We start from the raw sequence: 20,936 nt of genomic DNA, 5'->3' as shown, positions 1-20,936 counted from the left end.
CTTATTTTTTACGATCCTTATCTATTGGATTAGTCATGATGGGACGTTTACGCATCATATTGAGCGGAGCACGGATGAAGAAATCCTTCCATTCACCCAGGTGATACGGAACCGCTGGCGCAACATAAGGTACGCCGAAGCTTGAAAGCCGTGACAGATGTGTACACACGAGTAAAAAGAACATAACCACTCCGAATAATCCAAGTACAGCTGCGCTAAACATCGCCGCAAACCTTAAAATTCGTAATGTTAAACCTGCGCTGTACACAGGAATCGTAAAGGAAGATATCGCTGTTACCGCCACGACAATAACGAGGAACTGACTTATAATTCCCGCCTGTACGGCAGCTTGACCAATGATTAGACCCCCTACGATACCCATCGCAGGTCCAATCGGTTTAGGTAGACGAATTCCAGCTTCCCTTAGAATCTCAATAGAGAGTTCCATGATTAATACTTCAATCAGGGAAGGGAACGGCACTCCTGTTCGTGTCTCAATTATCGTCAGTACCAGTTTGGTTGGAATAAGCCCGGGATGGAATGAAATAAAAGAGATGTAGAGAGCAGGAGCAAGCAAAGCTAGCATAGCGGACATAAAACGCAGCATTCTTAGAAAAGTGCCCGGAATCCAGCGCTCGTAATAATCCTCAGGCGATTGCAGCAGCATGCTAAAGGTTACAGGTACAACGAGTACAAAGGGTGTGCCGTCCAGCAAAATAGCTACCCGACCCTCAAGCAAAGCACCCATCACCCGGTCAGGTCTTTCTGTATTCAGAATCTGTTGAAAAGGACTAAGCGTACTATCTTCAATAAGTTGTTCCACATAACCCGATTCGAGCATATCATCCATATCCATCTCTTGAATTCGCTTCTGCACTTCAGCTACAAGCTTAGGATCAGCAATATCCTGAATATAAGCAATCGCCAGATCTTTTTTGACACGTGTGCCTACTTCAAATTTTTGAATAAATAAACTCTGATTACTGCCATGGCGACGCAAAATCCCTGTATTATCGCTTAACTCCTCTGTAAAGCCGATACGTGGACCGCGAAGTAAACCTTCGGATAAAGGCTCATCTACACCACGCGTTTTCCCCTTAGCCGTTCCGATTAACATTGCTCCAGGTAGTCCATCCACCAACAATGCATTTTTGCCTAGCAGTACACCAACAGATAGTTCCTGAAGTGATGACGTCTCCTGCACTTGGCTTACAGGAAGCAGTTGCTCCTTCAAATACGTCGCCAGGAAGTCAGCGTTATTTTGTTGCACAAACTCCCCCTGAGTCTGCTCAGGCACACCTTCGAACATTAATGATTTAATAAGGTATTCATCCATTAAATTCACATCTACCAGACCTTCGGTAAACATAACGGCAGCCCGTGTATTGGTACCTCTAATCGTAAACTCCCGAAGATGCACATCTGCATTTTTACCGAAAGTTTCCTTAATACTAATTAGATCCGTATGGTAGTTACCGGTTATTTTAATATTGGCATAGTGCCCTGTCTCCGTTCCGCTCCCTACTCCTGCGGCGGCCGGTGAGATATCCTTTGGGGATACTGACGGTTTATTGGAACGAGTGAAGCTACCACGCTTGATCGAAGCATTGATCCACCGTGTAGTCAGGGTAATGCCAATGGGGATGATAATGACCAAGAAGGCCTGCATCCATACTGACCATTCGGGCACATAGGAAACCATGGTAGACCACATATACTCACCCCAACATTTCTCTGCATGATAAGCTGCAGGTATTCGAAAGTATTGTGTCCCCGTTTCCACACAAACATTCCCGTTTTTGTAAACCTAATTATAGCGAAGTAATGTCGCATAACTTCAAAGCTTACGGATGTATCACGACAAGATATAAGATCAAGATCAAGATCAAGATCAAGATGAGGATGATGAAAAAAAAGAAAAGTGTACTGTCTCGTCTCGCTCGACTAATAATACACAGCAAAAAACGGCTCCCCTCAAGGAACCGCATCCATTATTCAAGTCATATATATTTATGAAATCAACCTATGTAACTCAATCGCATGCCAGTTATAGCATGATTGAATCTGCAATCGAAAACTTCTTTGCGATTCATCACACGATTTTGGTTACTTGCTGCGCCTTGGCATCGAGTAATTGAGCAGATGCAGCAATCGACGTGAAATCATTCAAAGCGATCTCAATCCGCTCTTTACTCTGCTCCACATAATCTTCAACCTTCTGCGTTCCGCCCGCAATATTTCCGATTTCTTTGGTAATTCCAGTAACGCTATCACGAATTTCATTAATTGAGTTCTCTACAATCCCCGATAGCTTCTTCACTTCTTTGGCAACAATATCGAACCCTCTACCATACTCTCCCGCGTGTGCAGCCTCGATCGCTGCATTCAAGGCGAGTAACTGTGTCTGTGATGCAATTTCACGGATGGTCTGTACCACCCCTTGAATCGATCCTGCCTGTTCCTGCAAATGACTCAATGTCATGCGGTTATGAGCGGATACCTCCGAAATATATGAAATACTGGACATTAATTCCTGACTACGTCCGATGCCCCCATCTGCCTGCTCGCTCAGCTCATGTGACATCGTTTTCAATTCATGAACTACTGTTGATATATTGTTCTGGCGATTAGTGATGTTGGTCGCTATTTTGGATACACCGAGTATTTTCTGATTATTCTCATCATAAACAGGCATATACGTAGCCTCAAGCCACACGGAGTTGCCATTTGCATCCTTACGTTCTACCTTATCCTGAAAGCTCACTCCACTGAAAATACTACTCCAGAAGGCTTCGTATTCGACACTGTTCACAAAGCTTCCAAAGCAAAGTTGTTCATGTTGCATGCCGTACATCTCTTCTTTTTGATAGCCCATCGTTGTGGCAAATACATCATTCACATACGTAACCTTGCGTTTCATATCGAATCGAATAATCGCCAAACTCTTCTCCATCGCTTTGATCACCAACTCATCCGTCACAACATCTTTTTTCATCACATCAACTATAGACACGCCATATCCCCCACTCTAATCCCATGATAGAAATCTCTTGCAATAACAGGCAAAGGCTAAAATAACTTTTCATATAATATGTATCTATATTAATTTAAGATAACTATATTAATGATACCCGGATTCGGGACTTTTGGATCACTTATTCACCTGATTTTATAACAATATATTTTTACAATCAGAAGATCGATATAGAACATAAAAGATCATTGGCTTGATCATACAATAGCATTTCGATTTGTACCAATACTTTAATTCGCTCATCTTCTTAAATAATGTAGGTTAAAAACCGACAATAAAAAAAGGGGGTTTTTGTGATAAATCTCACTTATTGGTTAGGGGGAATAGGTATATGTTTAAAGGTTTAAAGAAAAAGGTTCGTCTTAGCCTACTGCTTCTTGTCGCTACTGCCTTTGTTGTTCAAGGGGCTACAGTCGGAACGGGCGTAGTTCAAGCAGCAGACAATGTGATTAAGGCAACCGATTTTGGGGTCAAAGCCAATTCAAAAAATGCTCAAACGAAGGAAATTCAAAATGCATTGAAGTATTTCTATGATCGAGGAATGGAAGGAACCGTTTATTTTCCAAAAGGTACATACTATGTCGATGAGTCTATTCGGTTATATGCCGGAGTTAGTCTGACCGGTGATGGGATTGGACAAACCATTTTCAAAAAGACAGGCTCTTCTAGCCAATATGTCATCGGTAATCCGATTCTCCGTAATCAAACCAATCGTATCAACGTGAACATCTCCAATTTGACCATTGATGCCGACCGTGAAAATCGGGAAGCTCGCGGTGCTAGTCAGGTAGGTGGAATTATTATTGATATTCCTGTCTCCCATCTCACACTTGACCAGATCGAGATCCGAGATACAACCATTGGAGCCTTGCTACGTAGAACGAAAGATTCCCAGATCACCAACAGTCGCTTTGACCGGAACAATGGACATGCCATTGCCACAGGGCACGAAAGCTTCCCGACTGGTGAGTTTAGCAACGTTCAAATTATAAACAATCAAATTACGAATTCGGGCGGCGGTAGTGGAATTAACTTATCTCGCGCAACCAATACCACCGTGTCTGGCAATCAGATCATTAACCGTACCCACCAATCAGACGGCTATGCTGGTATTCGTATCCCTAATGACGGTGCCAACAACACCATTACAAACAATGTGATCGAGAACTATCCGCGGGGTATCTTTGTACTGACAGGAGCAACCGGAAATCATGTTTACGGAAATACGATCAAAAATGCCTCTCTCCAAGGTCTCTTGGTGCAAGCAAGTGGTAATACCTTTACAGACAATGAATTTATCCAAACCAACACTTCGCTTAAACCAGATGCGGTTATTCGTCTAGACGGCTCCAACCAGAACAAAGTGATTGGTAATGAGATGACAACCCATTCCGGTTTCTCCATTACCGGTATCCGTCTTACCAACTCTAGCTCGAATGAAATTAAGAACAATATTACCGATACCTCAGGCAAGTCTATCAGTATTGAGGGTGGAAGTGGCAACGTAAATACAGGTAACCGTAATCGCTAAGCTAAGGAACAGACGTAATTCACAGAGCAAAATAGCAGAATATTAACCAAAGAGTAGTACAGAAATATTAGAACATGCATCAGATGCTGATGTGAGTAGCGAATAGCGTGAACCATCAAGTAACTTATCTCAAAATCCCCCTCTGCTACCTTTATGGAAGTAGGGGATTTTTTATTGTTTTCATATGGTGAATTCATTAATAACAATAATATAAGTATCAAATATGGTAAAATTAAACTATACATACATGAGAGGGGAGATTATAATGACACTCCGATTAAAAGGGGCTTTATTGGCGATGTTCATCGTATTGCTTACCGTAGTTACGGGATGCGACAATTCGAAAGAGGTGAACCAGGCAATCCAAGCCGGCGAAGTATACAAAAACGTGGAATATACCGTTTCATATCATGAGGATATTTTCTCAGAAGAGTCGATCCTTGAACGGAATAAATTAATGAAGCCATATCTTACAGACGAGTATTATTCCAAAGCCGAGCTTAATCGTTATACAACGTTGCCCTTTCTTATTGTACAGAAGCAGCAATTATCCCTAAAGCCCGAAAATCTTGCATTCGAACCACTGAATCAGCCAACTGAAAACACGTACGATCTGCATTATACATTAGACTTTGTACTGCTTGACCAGGATGAGAACGAGGTTAAACGGGTTCCGAGCAAAGGGTTGCTCACGATGATGAAAGTCAATGATAAATGGCTTGTTCAAGCCGATGAGCCCGATTGGAAAGTCTCTGCGGAACTTAGTCAATGAGTCATACATGCCTATCGTTAGTGTTTCCCAAAGCCATCCTCACACGTAATGTTTAATCTAAGAATATCGTTAAGACTTTGTTTCGCATGTTCTAACTTGAGCTGAGCCTCTTCGATTTCAGATATTTCCCCCTGAATGATAGCACTTTGTTCGTTTTCGGAGAAACCGTTCTTCGAGATCATGGATTCTATATCCTGAATCGTAAACCCAACCGCCAAGCATTGCTTAACAACTTCCAAGTGCTGAATGATACCCGGCGTGTATATGCGATAATTGTTCTGGTCTCTCAGCACATACTCTTCGGTAATAATACCAACCTTCTCATAGTAACGGAGCGTTGATATGGGAAGGTTGATTCGTTTAGATACTTCGTTAATTTTCACTCAAGTCACCCTCATTTCATTTGTTGCTATAAAGTATACTTCATAGTTTAGACTCCTCATAGTGAGATGAATTACAAAGTTAACACCTCACTATTATGCCTATAGAGGAGAGAAACCTACATGAATACAACTGACCACTTTAGTAAAACAAATGATTTTAACTCGATCGTTCTAGAACGTCGTTCAGTGAAAGAATACGATCCCGAAGTAAAAATTTCCCGCGAAGAAATGACGGAAATCTTGTCGAAGGCTTCCCGTGCTCCATCTGCCATCAACATGCAGCCATGGCGTTTCCTCGTTATTGACAGTGCTGAAGGGAAACAGAAAATTGCACCCCTAGCCTCGTTTAACCAGACGCAGGCGCTAACCTCTTCGGCTCTTATTGCCGTATTCTATGATGCCCACAACATCAAATATATGGAAGAAATTTTCAATAAGTCAGTGGAGCTTGGTTATATGCCGCAAGAGGTTAAGGAGATGCAGATGGGGCAGGCGAAACCGTATTATGATAACCTGAGCACATCTGATCTGCGTGATATCAATCTGATTGACTCTGGACTCATTTCTATGTAGCTCATGCTTGTTGCCCGTGCTCATGGCTACGACACTAACCCTATGGCTGGTTACGATAAAGATCAAATCGCCGAGGTCTTTGGCCTAGATAAGGCCAGATTCCAGCCTGTCATGCTGATCTCCATCGGTAAAGCAGCCAAAGCAGGATATCCTTCCTACCGCCTCCCGGTTGATACGATTACGTCTTGGGCTTGAGACATGGTTAATCTTGTTCAGAGACAGTCTTGATTCACTTGCAAAACGAACTTCATAGTTATCATATAATTGGATAATTTATTAATTTTATTTAATTCACTAAATCATGTAATTCATAGTTAAAAGGGTGTCCTTAAACGTCATACAATGACCCGGGGCACCCCCTTCTTTTCATTAAAAAAACTCCTTACAACGAATGTTGTAAGGAGTTTTTAGTTATCTATCTACATTGGACTGAGCAACCGTTAGTCGCCCGTCTCATAGTCCTTTTAAACGTGAACCAAATTACTCAACTGTTACACTCTTCGCCAGGTTACGTGGTTTATCCACATCGTGACCCAGTGCAAGAGATGCATAGTATGCAAGCAATTGTAGAGCTACAACGGACAGAGCTGGGCTCAGCAATGGCAACGTCTTAGGAATAGCAAATGCTTGGTCAACGGATTTCAGCAAGCTTGCTACATGCTCTTCATACGTAATTGCCAGTACATCTGCGCCACGCGCTTTAACTTCCTTAATGTTGCTCACCGTTTTCTCAAGTACGTTCTCCTGTGTTGCCAGAGCAATAACAGGGATACCGTCCTCGATCAATGCGAGTGTACCATGCTTCAACTCACCCGCAGCATAAGCTTCGGAGTGGATGTAGGAGATCTCTTTCAGTTTCAACGAACCTTCTTGTGCTACAGCGTAGTCCAAACCACGGCCGATGAAGAAGAGATGTTGATGTTTGGAGATTTGCTCTGCATATCCTTTGATTGCATCAGCTTGCTCCAACATGGATTCTACTTGCTCAGGCAGAGCTTGCATTGCAGCAAGCATGTGCTCGATTTCTTCTGCTGTTTGTGTACCACGTACTTGTGCCAAATACAGACCGAGCAAGTTGAACGCAATCAGTTGTGATGTATATGCTTTCGTGGAAGCAACCGCGATCTCCGGTCCTGCCAACGTTGCAATAACATCATTTGCATCACGAGCGATGGAGCTACCCACAACGTTTGTTACTGCCAACACGTGTGCGCCATTGGACTGTGCTTCACGCAGTGCAGCAAGTGTATCTGCAGTTTCACCAGATTGGCTTACTACGATTACAAGGGTATCTTTGTTCACGATTGGTGAACGATAACGGTACTCCGAAGCAACGTCTGTTTCTACCGGAATACGTACCAATTGCTCAATAATTGTACGTCCAACCAGACCTGCATGGTATGCAGTACCACAAGCGATGATCTGAATGTTACGGATATTTTTAATTTGCTCTTCAGTCATGTTCAACTCAGGCAACTGAACTTTTTTGCCTTCATTGTCGATGCGACCCAGCATTGTATCGCGATATGCTTTTGGTTGCTCATGAATTTCTTTAAGCATGAAGTGCTCGAATCCGCCTTTTTCTGCGGTTACAGCATCCCAATCGACATGAATCATTTCCCGAGAAATAAAATTGCCCTCAATCGTCATCAATTCGACAGCATCATGTGTCAATACAGCCATCTCACCATCGTTCAGAATGTACACGTTACGTGTATGCTCCAGAATCGCTGGGATATCAGAACCGATAAAGTTTTCACCTTCACCAACACCGATAATCAATGGGCTAGCTTGACGCACAGCTACGAGTTTCTCTGGCTCATACTCAGTCAGTACACCCAGAGCGAATGCCCCACGCATCAACGTAATTACTTTTTGCACTGCTTTAACGATATCGCCATCGTACTCACGTGCAATCAAGTGGGAGATAACTTCCGTATCCGTTTCTGAAGTGAATGTGTGGCCTTCTGCCATCAATTCATCCTTCAGATCCAAGTAGTTCTCAATAATACCGTTGTGAACTACAGAGAACTTCTGGCTCTCATCCGTGTGTGGGTGGGAGTTTTCATCCGAAGGTTTACCATGAGTTGCCCAACGTGTGTGTCCGATTCCGGCATTACCTACCAGCGGTGCACCTTCCAGTTTAGCTTCAAGGTTCGCAAGACGTCCAAGCGCTTTGGTGATTTGCAGACCTTCTGGTGTAAATACAGCAATACCCGCAGAATCATAACCACGATACTCGAGCTTCTTCAGACCTTCGACCAATACCGATTGAGTGTTCTTATTACCAATATATCCAACAATACCGCACATAATTTAAGTTCCTCCGTTTGTATATGAATACTGTGTCACGAAGAGAGACTGGTTGGCGCGGCATAGCGGAAAAATGAATGATTGCCTAACGGTTCATGAATACTCGCTACTTATTCAATTATCAATGATCAGAGCAGCCTCTTGCCGCTCCGCTGTCATCATAAGCTGGTATGAATGTTATAAATGCAATCATGAATGTACATCATTTTCCCGTGCGCGCACCTGTAGTGCTCTTCGTGCACATTCATTTGTATTTTTAAGTTGTATCCTGCACCCACCGACGCGTTGTGTGGACAGTCACCCATCCATTTTCCGCAAAATCCGGTTTACGGCTCTGATGCATCACCGGGAGGTCCCCGCCGAACAATCCGAACACCTCCACCTCGTCAGCTTGATTGCCGTCGATCCTGCTCATCCATATCCTATGCTCAACCTGGATATAGTGACGCAAGATGCTTCCCGCGCAACTTCAAGCTCTGGCGCTTGTGTAACTGATACCTTACGATCCTCACTTTCTGTGTCTGAATGACGACTCCACTCATTATATGCACGTCAGGTTCATTTTGCAATGGAGCAAAGTACCTGTGACAATTTCAGCATATTTACCCACATCCTAGACCGTATAAACAGACCGATGGTCTCACCCGTTCAGGATGTGAGTTTATGAATGTACTACTCTATTTCATTACGACAGAGACGATCCTTCGGGACTATACGCTCAGATCCATAAATTGATCCAAATAATCCCTTCAATCATCGTTCCACGATGAATTATACTAATTCTTTCTGTACGACATCAGCAATTTGAGCTACAAATTGCTCCAGTTCTACCTTATCCGGCCCTTCCGCCATAACTCGAATCAGTGACTCGGTACCTGAGGCACGTACGAGTACGCGGCCGTTATCACCAAGCTGTTTCTCAACAACGGCAATAGCTTCCCCAATTGCGGTATTGCCTTCATATTTACTCTTATCCTGAACACGCACATTGACCAATACCTGTGGGTACTGAGTCATGAGTGATTTCAGTTCGCTCAGTTTTTTGCCAGATGCCTTCAGTGTATCCACGAGTTGAATCGCAGTCAGCATGCCGTCACCCGTTGTATTGTAGTCCAGGAAAATAACATGACCAGATTGCTCTCCGCCCAGGTTATACCCACCACGACGCATCTCCTCCATGACATATCGGTCACCTACTGCCGTCTTAGCTGTTTTGAGTGCCAGCTTCTCTGTTGCTTTGTAGAACCCGATATTACTCATTACGGTAGATACAACAGTACTATCCTTCAGTTTGCCGGCACGGTTCATCGCATCCCCACAGATACACAGGATGAAGTCCCCATCGACTTCTGCACCTGTCTCATCAATAGCAATCAGTCGATCCGCGTCTCCGTCAAAAGCAAGACCCAGGTCTGCCTTATGTTTCAGCACCTCTTGTTTCAACTGCTCAGGATGTGTAGATCCACATTGCTCATTAATATTCAGGCCGTTAGGCTCAGCACCAATTGCAATGACTTCTGCACCTAGTTCACTGAACAATTTCGGTGCCAGTTCATAGGCAGCTCCGTTCGCACAGTCGAGCACAACTTTGAGTCCAGAGAACGATTCATTAACGGTTGTTTTCAAGAAATCCAAATAACGGAATCTAGACTGCTCATCAACAGTCACCGTACCTAGACCACCACCTACAGGACGTGGCAATTGGTCTGTCTCCGCATCCATTAGCTCTTCGATCCGGTTTTCTGTCTCGTCCGACAGTTTGAAACCATCTCCACCAAAGAACTTAATCCCGTTATCCTCAACCGGATTGTGTGAAGCAGAGATCATAACACCCGCATCAGCTTTCAATACACGTGTAAGATATGCTACACCAGGAGTGGATACAACACCGATTCGGATGACATCTGCACCAATGGACAACAGACCTGCCACAAGTGCAGATTCAAGCATGAGACCCGAGATCCGAGTATCCATACCAATGACTACTTTCGGTCTTTCCACGCCACCTGCAAGTACGTAACCCCCACAACGTCCAATGCTATACGCAAGTTCTGCTGTTAGTTCTTTATTAGCAACCCCTCTTACACCGTCTGTACCAAAATATTTCCCCATGATCTAACTCCTTTTATTCGCATCATATAAGAGCATAAAATGTAATAGAGGTTGTTCAAAAAGTCCGCTTTTGATTACGAAGGATGCCTCGGCACCTCAGCGTCGAATATGGAATTCATCCGAAATAAGTGGAGGCTTACGAAGTTTGTTTCCTTCGGAAACAATGTAGTTGCTCACGTAGCTTAATCTACGCTCCGCTACTCCATTTCTATCTTCATCCCATCTTCTCGGTACTGAAAACCGGCCTTTTTGAACACGACTAATATTCAAATTGACGATTCGAATCCCTATGGATTCGATCCACTACTGTTTGCGTTACTATTGCTATTCGTATTTCCCCGATTCGGTACGTTGCCTTGTGGAGTCTGCTCCTGTGTTTCCGTATTCGATTCGGTCTCTTCCTCTTCAGGAGCAGGCTCCGTATCACCATTCTCCACTTCTACAGGTGAAGGCTCCGGTCCCACCGTATCTTCATCCGCGGCATCTTCGCCAGGAGTAACCGTAGTTTCATCCGCTTTTTCAGTAATTTTGACCGTGGCACTCAAATCATTGGATGTTTCATCAAGTTCGGCGAATCGTGGCAGATCAGCAGTCACCTGTACCTCGTGATTACCCACTGCTAAACCATGAAGATCTGCGGACAGCTTGATATCATCGATGCTCAAACCTTCGAGCATACTTGAAGAACCCTTGAGTGTGATGTTGAGCCCACCACTCTTGGGTGTAACCAATTCACTTTCCAATCCGTTTCCGATCCCCGTGAGGGTTATCGGTACGTTCGGAAAGACTTTGGTCGTCTCTTCTTTTTCATCGTATGGCGCTACAGTTACCTTAAGCTGAATCGAACTAGGCTCGATTTTCTCAAAACCGGGAGGCGGCGTCAAGTCCAGGTTAACTGTCGATTCCCCGGCTTGTTCAAACTGAGTAAGATCTAAGGTTAGTTGGTCGTAGGACCGGATACCCGCAAGCGCCTCCTCTGTTCCATAAACCGAGACTTCTTTCACGTTAGGTTCTACCTTAGACAGTACCAATCCTTCCGGGAGCTGTCCCGAATATTTGATCCTCAAGGGTATAGATGTATAGGGCTGATTAACCGGAACTCGCACTTCCACCGTTTCCGGTGAGATAACTGCATTATCGATTACCTTGCCTTCTGCATCATATGCTTGAAGCTTCACTTTTTTCTGCGTTATATCATCCTTCGCATCCTTCACGCTCACACTGCCCTGAACCTTCGCTACAGCCTCCAATTGTCCTTCGGGGAGAGTTACCTTAACTGCGCCTGAAGGTTCAACCACAGGCGTTCCAGCACTGTATCCAGCGGATGGTTCTCCTTCGGGTACAATATTCACATTGAAGGATTTGGTGCCCAGTTTTTCCACGTTTACCGTGACCATGGAAGGCTCCATGCTGACGACCTCAACGCCTGATGGCAGATCGGGTACAAGTGGCAACGTATTCGAGCCATCCTTCACCTCGCTGAGATCCACAAGCACTTTGTAATCATCATTCGTAAAAATAGAGGTTAACATAGAACGCTGTCCTTTGATCTCTAAACGAACCTCATCCGTACTTAAGGATGTAAGTACATACGAATTGCTGTCTAGTCCATAAGGCTGGACAGGCACCGTACGCTCCACAATACGACTTGTTGACCCGGTTGCAATGGTGGGCGTAGTTGGAACCTCGTCGAGATGAATCATGAACCAGAGCAGCAAACTGACCGCTAGGGCAAGAATTTTCGCAAAGTTATTGTTATTGAACCATTTATCCATTGTTACGTCCCCCCTTCCGTTTCCAGAAGGTAGTCCAACCATTCTTTTTGTTCAGATTGGATGTAGGGCGCAGCTCCTCATACAGTTTCGCAATGAGTGATTCTTCCTTGATGTCACGCACCACTTGTCCATTCATTGCCAGCGATACTTGGCCTGTCTCCTCAGAAACAACCAAACATACGGCATCTGCAACCTCGGTAATACCGATCGCTGCACGGTGACGTGTACCCAGTTCTTTGCTGATAAAAGGATTCTCGGATAAAGGCAAATAACAGGCTGCCGCCGAAATCTGTTTACCCTGAATAATGACCGCACCATCATGTAATGGTGTATTTGGAATGAAAATATTAATCATCAGCTCCGAGCTGACGAGAGATTGCATCTGTATGCCTGATTCGGTGTAATCATTGAGACCGGTTTCCCGTTCAAATACAACGAGTGCACCAATTTTACGTCGTGACAAATAATTCACAGACTTAATAATCTCACCGATTAACACGGTTAATTCTTCATCACTCGCTGCCGCTGAACGTCCAAATAGCTTACCTCGTCCCAATTGCTCCAGACCACGACGAAGCTCCGGTTGGAAGATAATAAACACCGCAACGACACCAAACGTAAACATCTGGTTCATCAACCACTTGAGTGTATACAGGTTCAGCCACGTGCTTAGAGCCCAGATCAGCACAAGGAATAGAATCCCTTTGAGAAGCTGAACCGCACGCGTACCCCGTACAAGCAGAATCAGTTTGTACATAATATAGGTAACAATCAATATATCGATAACGTCCTTAATGGACTCTTTCCACGTTAAGTCAGCAAAATAATTCATAAGCCAGCCCCCGCTATCCCCATTGATGAGTAAAACCCTGATCTCATATTAACCCATTAGGATTTTAAGTAATCCTTTATCTCTGCACTTTGCAATATTCCATCCGTTCGCTCCAAGTATTGAAGTGACTTGTAAGAAGTGCCCTAATTCCACTAACGCTTAGTTGAATACACACACCAGATCTAGCTCTGGCTAATGGAGAGGCGTTCTTAGGATTTATGCAAGTGCTTATCTATATGTAGTAGTATGTTCTCTTTAGTATCTAGGTTATAACGTTCACGTTCAGGTTGCAAGTTACGGGGTCACAAACTTTACATAAACCATGCAAATTCAACCAATACAGCTCATCCATATAAAAAAAGAGTACCCCATGCAATCTTGAGGTACCCTGCTTGGTATTTACCATTGAAGAATTCACCGTGTTCTAGCGGTAAGCTACTTCGTTCACCATATTGGTTATTTTGTACCAGAACCAATCTAGCGCCTGATCGATACTTTTTACCTGACCAGAGATATGCGCTGTTGATGCCTGAAACAATTGTCCGTCGATGATCGTCAAATTGCCGTCTACGTCACCGTATACCTGGGCGGTTCCATTCTCTATAGTAAGATCGCCCGCAATTGACTTGCCTGCCGGAATAATAACCGTGTTTCCTTCAATGACGATCTGATCCAGATTATTCCCTTTAACGACCATTTCGTTATTCTGATCCCAGAAACTCCAAGCACTAAAGAGCATCACGACCAAAAAGAAGGCTGCCGCCGTCAGCGCGGGATGTCCTTTGACCCATTTGAGCCAAAACTGCTGTTTCTTGGGCTGGGGCAGAGCGTTCATAATTCGATTGGTCAGCTCATCCGAGGCAGACGGTGAATAATGTTTCATGGCAAAAAGGAGCATTTCCGTCTGTTCTAACTCTTTAAAGCGCATGCGACACTCCGGACACGTTACAAGATGACCTTTCAGTTCAATCTTCTGTGCCGGGGACAACGACTCATCCAAACATTCATGCATTAAAGAGACGGCCGAGTTGCAATCCATATGAGAGCCAATCCTTTCTTCAATCACTTAGTCCTTGTATCTGTAAAAAGCATACATAAGACTTGCATACATTACATACGCATCCGTTTCGGATATGTTTCAAATAATTTCGCCCAAAATTTGAAATGAGCAATTACAGCTTATATTCTAATTTTTTGCGTAAAAAATCACGACCACGGTGTACACGTGTTTTGATCGTTGTTACGGGCATGCCCGTGACATCACTGATTTCCTGTAACGACAAGTCCTGTAAATATCTTAAAATCATCACTGATTTATATTTGGCGGGTAAACTGTCAATGGCCTCACGAATGAGTGTTTGCGTTTCTGACAATAGCGCTTCGCTCTCAGGAGTACGATCATCACTTGGGAGCATCGCATAACCGTCAGATCCTTCCTGATCATTCAACTCCGCATCCAAAGAGTAAGAAGGCTTCTTCCTGCGCAGCCGGTCGATACACAAGTTCGTCGCGATCCGGTAGATCCAGGTGGAAAACTTCTGATTCGGATCATATTTCTCCATATTTCGAAACACACGCAAAAACGTCTCCTGTACAACGTCTTCAGCCTCATGACGGTTGTTCAGCATCCGGTATGCCAAATGAAACAGTTTGTCCTTATATAATTCAACGATCTCTGCAAAGGCTCGCTGATCACCCTTAAGCACCAGCTTTAGTAGCCTGTTCTCTAAATTGTCCACCTCTAATTCCCCCAGACATGCTGATGGGTCTTCCGCCTTCTGATACCCGTCCACACTTGTGATTCACCAATCAAATCGTAAATCAACTTTGGTCAAAAATCAAGACTGTGCTACAAAATAACGGCCAAAAACAGTAAAAACGGGAACTCCATTTGGAGTCCCGTCTTATCTCTCGCTGAAACTGAAGAGAGAATGCTTTATTTTACTCTACAAACATATGCGTTTTCGAATGAATAGCTCATTCCAAAATGATCCTCTAACTTGTTATATCAGCCTGTGTTCCGGAGACCTGCAGCAATACCATTGATGGTAAGCAACACTTCACGAAGTAGCTCTGTGTCATCTTCGCCACGTTCACGCATATCTCTCAGTTCACTTAGAAGCTGTACTTGCATATAGGACAATGGATCCACATATGGGTTACGCAGCCTAATGGATTCCTGGATAACTGGTACGTCATTCAGAATCTCAGTCTCACCCGTAATCTTCAAGATAAGCTCTTTCGTCAGCTTAAACTCTGTTTCGATCTGGCCATAGATGCGATCCCGTGCTTCTTTGTTGGATGTCATCGCAGAGTATTCCTTGGCAATAACAAGGTCTGCTTTGGCAACGGCCATTTGAACCGTATCAATCAATGTACGGAAGAATGGGAAGTTTGCATACATTTCTTTCAGAACAGCAAGGTTTTCCTCTTTATCCTGATAGAAACTTTGTAGTCCCGTTCCTGCCGCATACCATGCCGGGAGTAAGTAACGACTTTGAGTCCAAGCGAATACCCAAGGGATTGCTCTAAGATCCTCAAATTTATCGCTATTTTTCCGTTTGGATGGACGAGAACCAATGTTAAGCTCACCCACCTCAGGCAGCGGTGTTGATTCCTTGAAGAAGTTGAAGAAATCTGGATCACGGAAAATAAGATCTTGATATTTCGTCAGTGATACTTCAGAGATCTCTCTAATGATGTTATCCCACTGCTGTTCAGATACCGACTCTTGTGGCTCCAAACCGTTGAGTGCAGCCGTAATCAGTGCCGAAGTCGCCTGCTCTAAACTGCGGTATGCAATCCCTTGGAGAGAGTAACGTGACGAGATAACCTCGCCCTGCTCCGTAATCTTAATGCCGCCCCCAATGGTGTGTGGTGGTTGAGCCAAGATACTACGGTTGAGTGGCATACCTCCACGTCCTAGAGCACCTCCACGTCCGTGGAAGAATTTTAGTTTGACGCCATGTTCGTTACCCACTGCCGTAATCGCGTTCATTGCAACACGCAACTCCCAGTTCGCGGTAACTACTCCGCCATCCTTATTACTGTCTGAGTATCCAAGCATAATCTCATGCAGTTCATTTCGGGCACTTACGCTTGCGCGGTATACCGGAAGGTTGAACAACTTCTGCATGATCTCGGAAGCAGCGTGAAGGTCATCAATCGTTTCAAACAAAGGAACTGCCTGAAGCGTAGATTCAACTTCTCCATTTGGTCCTTTACGGAACAAGCCTACTTCTTTTGCGAATACCATTACCTCGAGAAGATCACTTGCACCTTGCGTCATACTGATGAGGTAACTTGTGATACAGTTTGCACCGTATTCGTTTTGAGCCCGTTTAATTGTACGGAAGACATCCAGACATTCCTTCGTTCCCTCACTGTATTGGTGATAAGGGGAAGTCAGTGGCCGTGGATCTTCCAGCAATCGAGCAAGCAAATCGATTTTCCCATCCTCTGTGAGGCGAGCATAATCTTCTACAATGTTCATTTTAGCCAGAATTTCTGACATTGCATTTTCATGCTCTTTACTATGTTGACGTACATCAAGTGCAGCCGTGTGGAAACCGAACAACTCAACTTGGCGAATCATTTTGCGAATGGTTGTGTCTGCCACATAATCTGCGAAGTGATGACGCAAGCTGCGATCAATAATCATTAGATCATCAATCAGATCCTGAGCGCCACTATAGCGGTCTGGCTGACCTTCTTTATTTTCATCAAGCACATTATTTAATTTAGCAATCATATAGGCAAGTTTGATACGATAAGGCTCTTTCTCATTGCGCCAGATATCCACTTTCTTCAATGTGACACAGTTGCGATCTTGCTCGATCGACTGCACCAGCTCATCGGAAACATGAATAATATTAGTGCTGAAGCTAAGATGTCCCATCAATTCAATCATAATCCGCTGATACTCACGCAATGCGAGCTTGCGCTGCATCAGAAGCGTTTGCCATGTTACCTCTGAAGTTACCGAAGGATTTCCGTCCCGGTCTCCACCAATCCAGGAACCGAAGCGCAAATACGTCGGCACATGCCAGTCATGGTCAGGGTAAAATTTATTCAGGCAGCGTTCAAGCTCCTGATATACGTCCGGAAGTACGTGGAACAACGTTTCATGAAAGTAATACATCCCGTTCCGTACTTCATCCAGTACAGTCGGTTTGCGGTCACGGAGTTCGTCTGTTTGCCAGAGGGTAATGACCTCATTCAACAACTTCTCCCGCAACTGCTCACGTTCACGCAACGTTAGCGTAGGATTATCAAGAAGCATGACATCTTCTGATATCCGTTTGTGGATGTCCAGAATCACTCGGCGCATTGCCTCGGTTGGATGAGCAGTCATAACCAGTTCCAATGACAATTCATCTAGAATCTCTTCAACTTCCTTATGAGACAACCCACGTTCTTTCAGATCCTGTACGGCTTTCTCGATAGATCCTGGCTGTACAGTATCTCCCGCAGAGCGTTCATAATCCCTTTTACGCCGGATCCGATGGTTTTGTTCAGCAATGTTAACTAATTGAAAATAAATTGCAAAAGCTCGAATAACCTGGTGGCGATTCTCCGAGTCTAATTCCTGGATCATCGTTTTGAACTCTGTATACAGTTCAGGCAAAAATTCTGCACGTAACGATTTGCTCGTTTCCCGAATCTTCTCAACGATATCTAGAAGCTCTGTGCCCCCTTGGTGGACTAGAACTTCTCCGAGTATGTTACCCAGGAACCGCACGTCTCTCCGAAGCAGATTGTTCGATTGGCTTTTGCTGGCGGTTACCATAGTTTCAGTCATGCTTATCCTCCCATCTGATCGTTCGCATTCGTACACGAAAATTTGACACCTTCATAACATCATACAATAAAATGGTACGAAAATCTTCATTTTTCTACTAGTAAAAATGGGGATTAACCCCGATTTTGATCATAAAAACGCGCTTTATTATGCATTTCCTTGTTCTGCTTCAATTAATGGACAATAGCTGTTGCATGATACCTTTTTCACGTACTATTCATTCCAATCAAAACTTATACCTATACTTTAAAATTCATAAATATACAGTCTAGGTGATGTGAATATGGGTTCAAACGAAGAGTATCAAAACACTTACTATTGTATTGTATAAGCAAGATGCTGCACAAAGAAACATGACCGGCAAAGCAAGCTTTTGTATACTTTATCACAGTGACGCAATAAATTCTAGATTTTTTTTAACTTTCTTTTCTGTGTGTTACGCCATGGAAGCACTACAAGCTCTGATTTGAAAAGAAAACAGCTACCTAATCGAACAAATACATGATCCAAAACAGCACTATCTTAACATAACCAAATTCTCCACAAAAAATGGTTTTTATTAACGTGTGAAAATACTACATAATACAGGGCTTCCTTTGGGGATATTAAACTCGCAGCACATAACTGAAGGGAGGATTCATTATCATGAAAAAGGTATGCACAATCGTTGCTTCTGTTGCTCTAGCGGTGTCACTTGCGGGATCTGCCTCTGCACATACAGCAACAAACAACATGAACCACAGCACGAAGCAGACTACAGAGTATGAGAACAGCAACTACAGAAACAACAATTACACAAATCCTAATGCTAACAACGTTGGCAATGGTGATTATCGTACCAACAGCATTCGTACAAATGCCGCAACAGACCGTGATAACGGGATGGACTGGGGCTGGCTTGGTCTGCTTGGACTTCTAGGGTTGGCAGGCATGCGTAAAAGAGCAACTGACCACGACCACCGTTAAAATAAACGGCTCAATACCGTGGTAACGCTATACATTGTCTAGGCCATTCATCTTCATGAGCGTATGCTCGAAGTGTTATGACTGCTGCATCCACTTAAATGAGATGAATGTAACAGAAGCCCTTTCTTTTATAAGAGAGGGCTTCTGTCTGTTATAACTATGCTTGCATTCAAAGAGGAGGATATACATAAAACCCAAAGCTCTAAAAGCAAAACATAAGGTTCAAAGTTCTAAAACCAAAAACTTCAGAGCCTTTACAATACTCAATAAAAAATTAAAAGCTAGAACCAAAAAAGCCCTGCAGATGCAGGACTTTTCTTTAATATTTAAGCGGGTGATGGGAATCGAACCCACGCTATTAGCTTGGAAGGCTAAAGTTCTACCATTGAACTACACCCGCATACGATAAATCGGGATGACACGATTTGAACATGCGACCCCCTGGTCCCAAACCAGGTGCTCTACCAAGCTGAGCTACATCCCGATATAGAAAAAAATAATGGCGCGCCCTGAGAGATTCGAACTCCCGGCCTTTTGATTCGTAGTCAAACGCTCTATCCAGCTGAGCTAAGGGCGCAAATTGGAGCGGAAGACGGGAATCGAACCCGCGACCCTCGCCTTGGCAAGGCGATGCTCTACCGCTGAGCCACTTCCGCAAATAAAGGATGCGCGTGGAGGGACTTGAACCCCCACGTCAAAGACGCTAGATCCTAAGTCTAGTGCGTCTGCCAATTCCGCCACACGCGCATATAATGGTGAGTCATGAAGGGCTCGAACCTTCGACACCCTGATTAAAAGTCAGGTGCTCTACCAACTGAGCTAATGACTCATGAGAAAACTGGTGGAGGATGATGGATTCGAACCACCGAACCCGTACGGGAGCAGATTTACAGTCTGATGCGTTTGGCCACTTCGCTAATCCTCCAGGATTACATGGTGGCTCGGGACGGAATCGAACCGCCGACACGAGGATTTTCAGTCCTCTGCTCTACCGACTGAGCTACCGAGCCTTATTTTGTTTTAGGATTAATGGCGGAACCGACGGGATTCGAACCCGCGATCTCCTGCGTGACAGGCAGGCATGTTAGGCCAACTACACCACGGTTCCAGGCATTAATGGTGNGGATTAATGGCGGAACCGACGGGATTCGAACCCGCGATCTCCTGCGTGACAGGCAGGCATGTTAGGCCAACTACACCACGGTTCCAGGCATTAATGGTGCCGGCGAGAGGACTTGAACCCCCAACCTACTGATTACAAGTCAGTTGCTCTACCAGTTGAGCTACACCGGCGTATATGGTGGAGGCTGAGGGGATCGAACCCCCGACCCTCTGCTTGTAAGGCAGATGCTCTCCCAGCTGAGCTAAGCCTCCNAGTTGAGCTACACCGGCGTATATGGTGGAGGCTGAGGGGATCGAACCCCCGACCCTCTGCTTGTAAGGCAGATGCTCTCCCAGCTGAGCTAAGCCTCCATATCGGGATTCTCATCCCTTGTTGAAACATTAGGTATTACTATGACCCGTAGGGGATTCGAACCCCTGTTACCTCCGTGAAAGGGAGGTGTCTTAACCCCTTGACCAACGGGCCTTACTGGCTCCCCGAACAGGGCTCGAACCTGTGACAACTCGATTAACAGTCGAGTGCTCTACCAACTGAGCTATCAGGGAATAATATACATTTGCAAAAGCAAGTGTAATTAATCATACAATGTCCACAAGCAAAACTTGTATCTATGTAAGAAAAATTTGCTTGGCGGCGTCCTACTCTCCCAGGACCCTGCGGTCCAAGTACCATCGGCGCTAGAGGGCTTAACGGTCGTGTTCGGGATGGGTACGTGTGGAAC

General features: G+C 44.4%; 14 protein-coding genes, 15 tRNA genes, 1 rRNA gene and 1 pseudogene. 4 read left to right on the top strand and 27 right to left on the bottom strand.

Annotated elements, in window-relative coordinates; all coding sequences use genetic code 11:
* Position 1: 1 nt before the first annotated feature.
* Positions 2-1,714: a spore germination protein gene (locus ASD24_RS06100; RefSeq protein WP_056693482.1), complete on the bottom strand. Its 1,713-nt coding sequence runs from the start codon at positions 1,712-1,714 to the stop codon at positions 2-4.
* A 378-nt stretch (positions 1,715-2,092) separates the two neighbouring features.
* Positions 2,093-3,013, bottom strand: coding sequence for a methyl-accepting chemotaxis protein (locus tag ASD24_RS06095; RefSeq protein WP_235540415.1), 921 nt, complete (start codon positions 3,011-3,013; stop codon positions 2,093-2,095).
* 352 nt (positions 3,014-3,365) lie between these two features.
* Here ASD24_RS06095 and ASD24_RS06090 point away from each other — a divergent pair, with 352 nt between their 5' ends.
* Positions 3,366-4,565, top strand: a complete 1,200-nt coding sequence (locus tag ASD24_RS06090; RefSeq protein ID WP_056693069.1) for a glycosyl hydrolase family 28-related protein — start codon at positions 3,366-3,368, stop codon at positions 4,563-4,565.
* Between the two features lie 265 nt (positions 4,566-4,830).
* Positions 4,831-5,337: a hypothetical protein gene (locus ASD24_RS06085; protein WP_056693067.1), complete on the top strand. Its 507-nt coding sequence runs from the start codon at positions 4,831-4,833 to the stop codon at positions 5,335-5,337.
* 17 nt (positions 5,338-5,354) lie between these two features.
* Here the strand turns inward: ASD24_RS06085 and ASD24_RS06080 are convergent, their stop codons facing one another.
* A complete protein-coding gene (locus tag ASD24_RS06080) occupies positions 5,355-5,720 on the bottom strand; it encodes a helix-turn-helix domain-containing protein (RefSeq protein WP_056693064.1) in 366 nt (121 codons plus the stop codon).
* A gap of 120 nt (positions 5,721-5,840) precedes the next feature.
* On the opposite strand from ASD24_RS06080, the pseudogene ASD24_RS06075 reads away from it, so the two are divergent.
* Positions 5,841-6,488 (top strand): annotated as a pseudogene (locus tag ASD24_RS06075) (nitroreductase family protein).
* Positions 6,489-6,773: 285 nt separating this feature from the next.
* On the opposite strand, the gene glmS reads toward ASD24_RS06075, so the two are convergent.
* The 8 genes from glmS to ppc form a co-directional block, all read right to left on the bottom strand.
* Positions 6,774-8,606: a glutamine--fructose-6-phosphate transaminase (isomerizing) gene (gene glmS, locus ASD24_RS06070; RefSeq protein ID WP_056693061.1), complete on the bottom strand. Its 1,833-nt coding sequence runs from the start codon at positions 8,604-8,606 to the stop codon at positions 6,774-6,776.
* Positions 8,607-8,862: 256 nt separating this feature from the next.
* A complete protein-coding gene (locus ASD24_RS06065; protein ID WP_156395352.1) occupies positions 8,863-9,021 on the bottom strand; it encodes a hypothetical protein in 159 nt (52 codons plus the stop codon).
* Between the two features lie 356 nt (positions 9,022-9,377).
* Entirely contained in the window at positions 9,378-10,718 is a 1,341-nt protein-coding gene (gene glmM, locus ASD24_RS06060) for a phosphoglucosamine mutase (protein ID WP_056693053.1), read from the bottom strand.
* 287 nt (positions 10,719-11,005) lie between these two features.
* Positions 11,006-12,493, bottom strand: coding sequence for a CdaR family protein (locus ASD24_RS06055; protein ID WP_056693050.1), 1,488 nt, complete (start codon positions 12,491-12,493; stop codon positions 11,006-11,008).
* Positions 12,486-13,325: a diadenylate cyclase CdaA gene (gene cdaA, locus ASD24_RS06050; RefSeq protein WP_056693047.1), complete on the bottom strand. Its 840-nt coding sequence runs from the start codon at positions 13,323-13,325 to the stop codon at positions 12,486-12,488. Before cdaA ends, ASD24_RS06055 begins: the two co-directional genes overlap by 8 nt.
* Positions 13,326-13,749: 424 nt before the next feature.
* Entirely contained in the window at positions 13,750-14,364 is a 615-nt protein-coding gene (locus ASD24_RS06045) for a zf-HC2 domain-containing protein (RefSeq protein WP_056693045.1), read from the bottom strand.
* Positions 14,365-14,497: 133 nt separating this feature from the next.
* Positions 14,498-15,064 carry an RNA polymerase sigma factor SigW gene (sigW, locus tag ASD24_RS06040; protein WP_056693475.1) on the bottom strand — a complete coding sequence of 189 codons (567 nt, stop codon included), beginning with the start codon at positions 15,062-15,064 and terminating at the stop codon, positions 14,498-14,500.
* A gap of 269 nt (positions 15,065-15,333) precedes the next feature.
* Complete coding sequence (gene ppc, locus ASD24_RS06035) at positions 15,334-18,126, bottom strand: phosphoenolpyruvate carboxylase (protein ID WP_056693042.1); 2,793 nt, start codon at positions 18,124-18,126, stop codon at positions 15,334-15,336.
* 645 nt (positions 18,127-18,771) lie between these two features.
* On the opposite strand from ppc, the gene ASD24_RS06030 reads away from it, so the two are divergent.
* Complete coding sequence (locus ASD24_RS06030) at positions 18,772-19,092, top strand: WGxxGxxG family protein (protein ID WP_056693039.1); 321 nt, start codon at positions 18,772-18,774, stop codon at positions 19,090-19,092.
* A 329-nt stretch (positions 19,093-19,421) separates the two neighbouring features.
* Here ASD24_RS06030 and ASD24_RS06025 read toward each other — a convergent pair.
* The 16 genes from ASD24_RS06025 to rrf all read right to left on the bottom strand — a co-directional run.
* A tRNA-Gly gene (locus ASD24_RS06025) sits at positions 19,422-19,492 on the bottom strand.
* 10 nt (positions 19,493-19,502) lie between these two features.
* Positions 19,503-19,576: transfer RNA gene (locus tag ASD24_RS06020), tRNA-Pro, on the bottom strand.
* 16 nt (positions 19,577-19,592) lie between these two features.
* A tRNA-Arg gene (locus ASD24_RS06015) sits at positions 19,593-19,669 on the bottom strand.
* Between the two features lie 4 nt (positions 19,670-19,673).
* Positions 19,674-19,748: transfer RNA gene (locus ASD24_RS06010), tRNA-Gly, on the bottom strand.
* Positions 19,749-19,758: 10 nt separating this feature from the next.
* Positions 19,759-19,839, bottom strand: a tRNA-Leu gene (locus ASD24_RS06005).
* Between the two features lie 6 nt (positions 19,840-19,845).
* Positions 19,846-19,921, bottom strand: a tRNA-Lys gene (locus ASD24_RS06000).
* A gap of 10 nt (positions 19,922-19,931) precedes the next feature.
* A tRNA-Tyr gene (locus ASD24_RS05995) sits at positions 19,932-20,017 on the bottom strand.
* A 9-nt stretch (positions 20,018-20,026) separates the two neighbouring features.
* Positions 20,027-20,102 (bottom strand) — tRNA-Phe (locus ASD24_RS05990).
* 20 nt (positions 20,103-20,122) lie between these two features.
* Positions 20,123-20,200 (bottom strand) — tRNA-Asp (locus tag ASD24_RS05985).
* Positions 20,201-20,222: 22 nt separating this feature from the next.
* Positions 20,223-20,300, bottom strand: a tRNA-Asp gene (locus tag ASD24_RS05980).
* A 9-nt stretch (positions 20,301-20,309) separates the two neighbouring features.
* A tRNA-Thr gene (locus tag ASD24_RS05975) sits at positions 20,310-20,385 on the bottom strand.
* A gap of 5 nt (positions 20,386-20,390) precedes the next feature.
* Positions 20,391-20,466: transfer RNA gene (locus tag ASD24_RS05970), tRNA-Val, on the bottom strand.
* A 23-nt stretch (positions 20,467-20,489) separates the two neighbouring features.
* Positions 20,490-20,565, bottom strand: a tRNA-Val gene (locus tag ASD24_RS05965).
* A 43-nt stretch (positions 20,566-20,608) separates the two neighbouring features.
* Positions 20,609-20,680 (bottom strand) — tRNA-Glu (locus tag ASD24_RS05960).
* A 4-nt stretch (positions 20,681-20,684) separates the two neighbouring features.
* Positions 20,685-20,760, bottom strand: a tRNA-Asn gene (locus ASD24_RS05955).
* An 80-nt stretch (positions 20,761-20,840) separates the two neighbouring features.
* Positions 20,841-20,936, bottom strand: a 5S ribosomal RNA gene (gene rrf, locus ASD24_RS05950); the annotation flags it as partial.

The organism is Paenibacillus sp. Root52, assembly GCF_001426865.1.
Lineage (GTDB): Bacteria > Bacillota > Bacilli > Paenibacillales > Paenibacillaceae > Paenibacillus.
The sequence above is the reverse complement of the archived record's forward strand: the minus strand, read 5'-3'. Positions and strand labels throughout refer to the sequence as shown.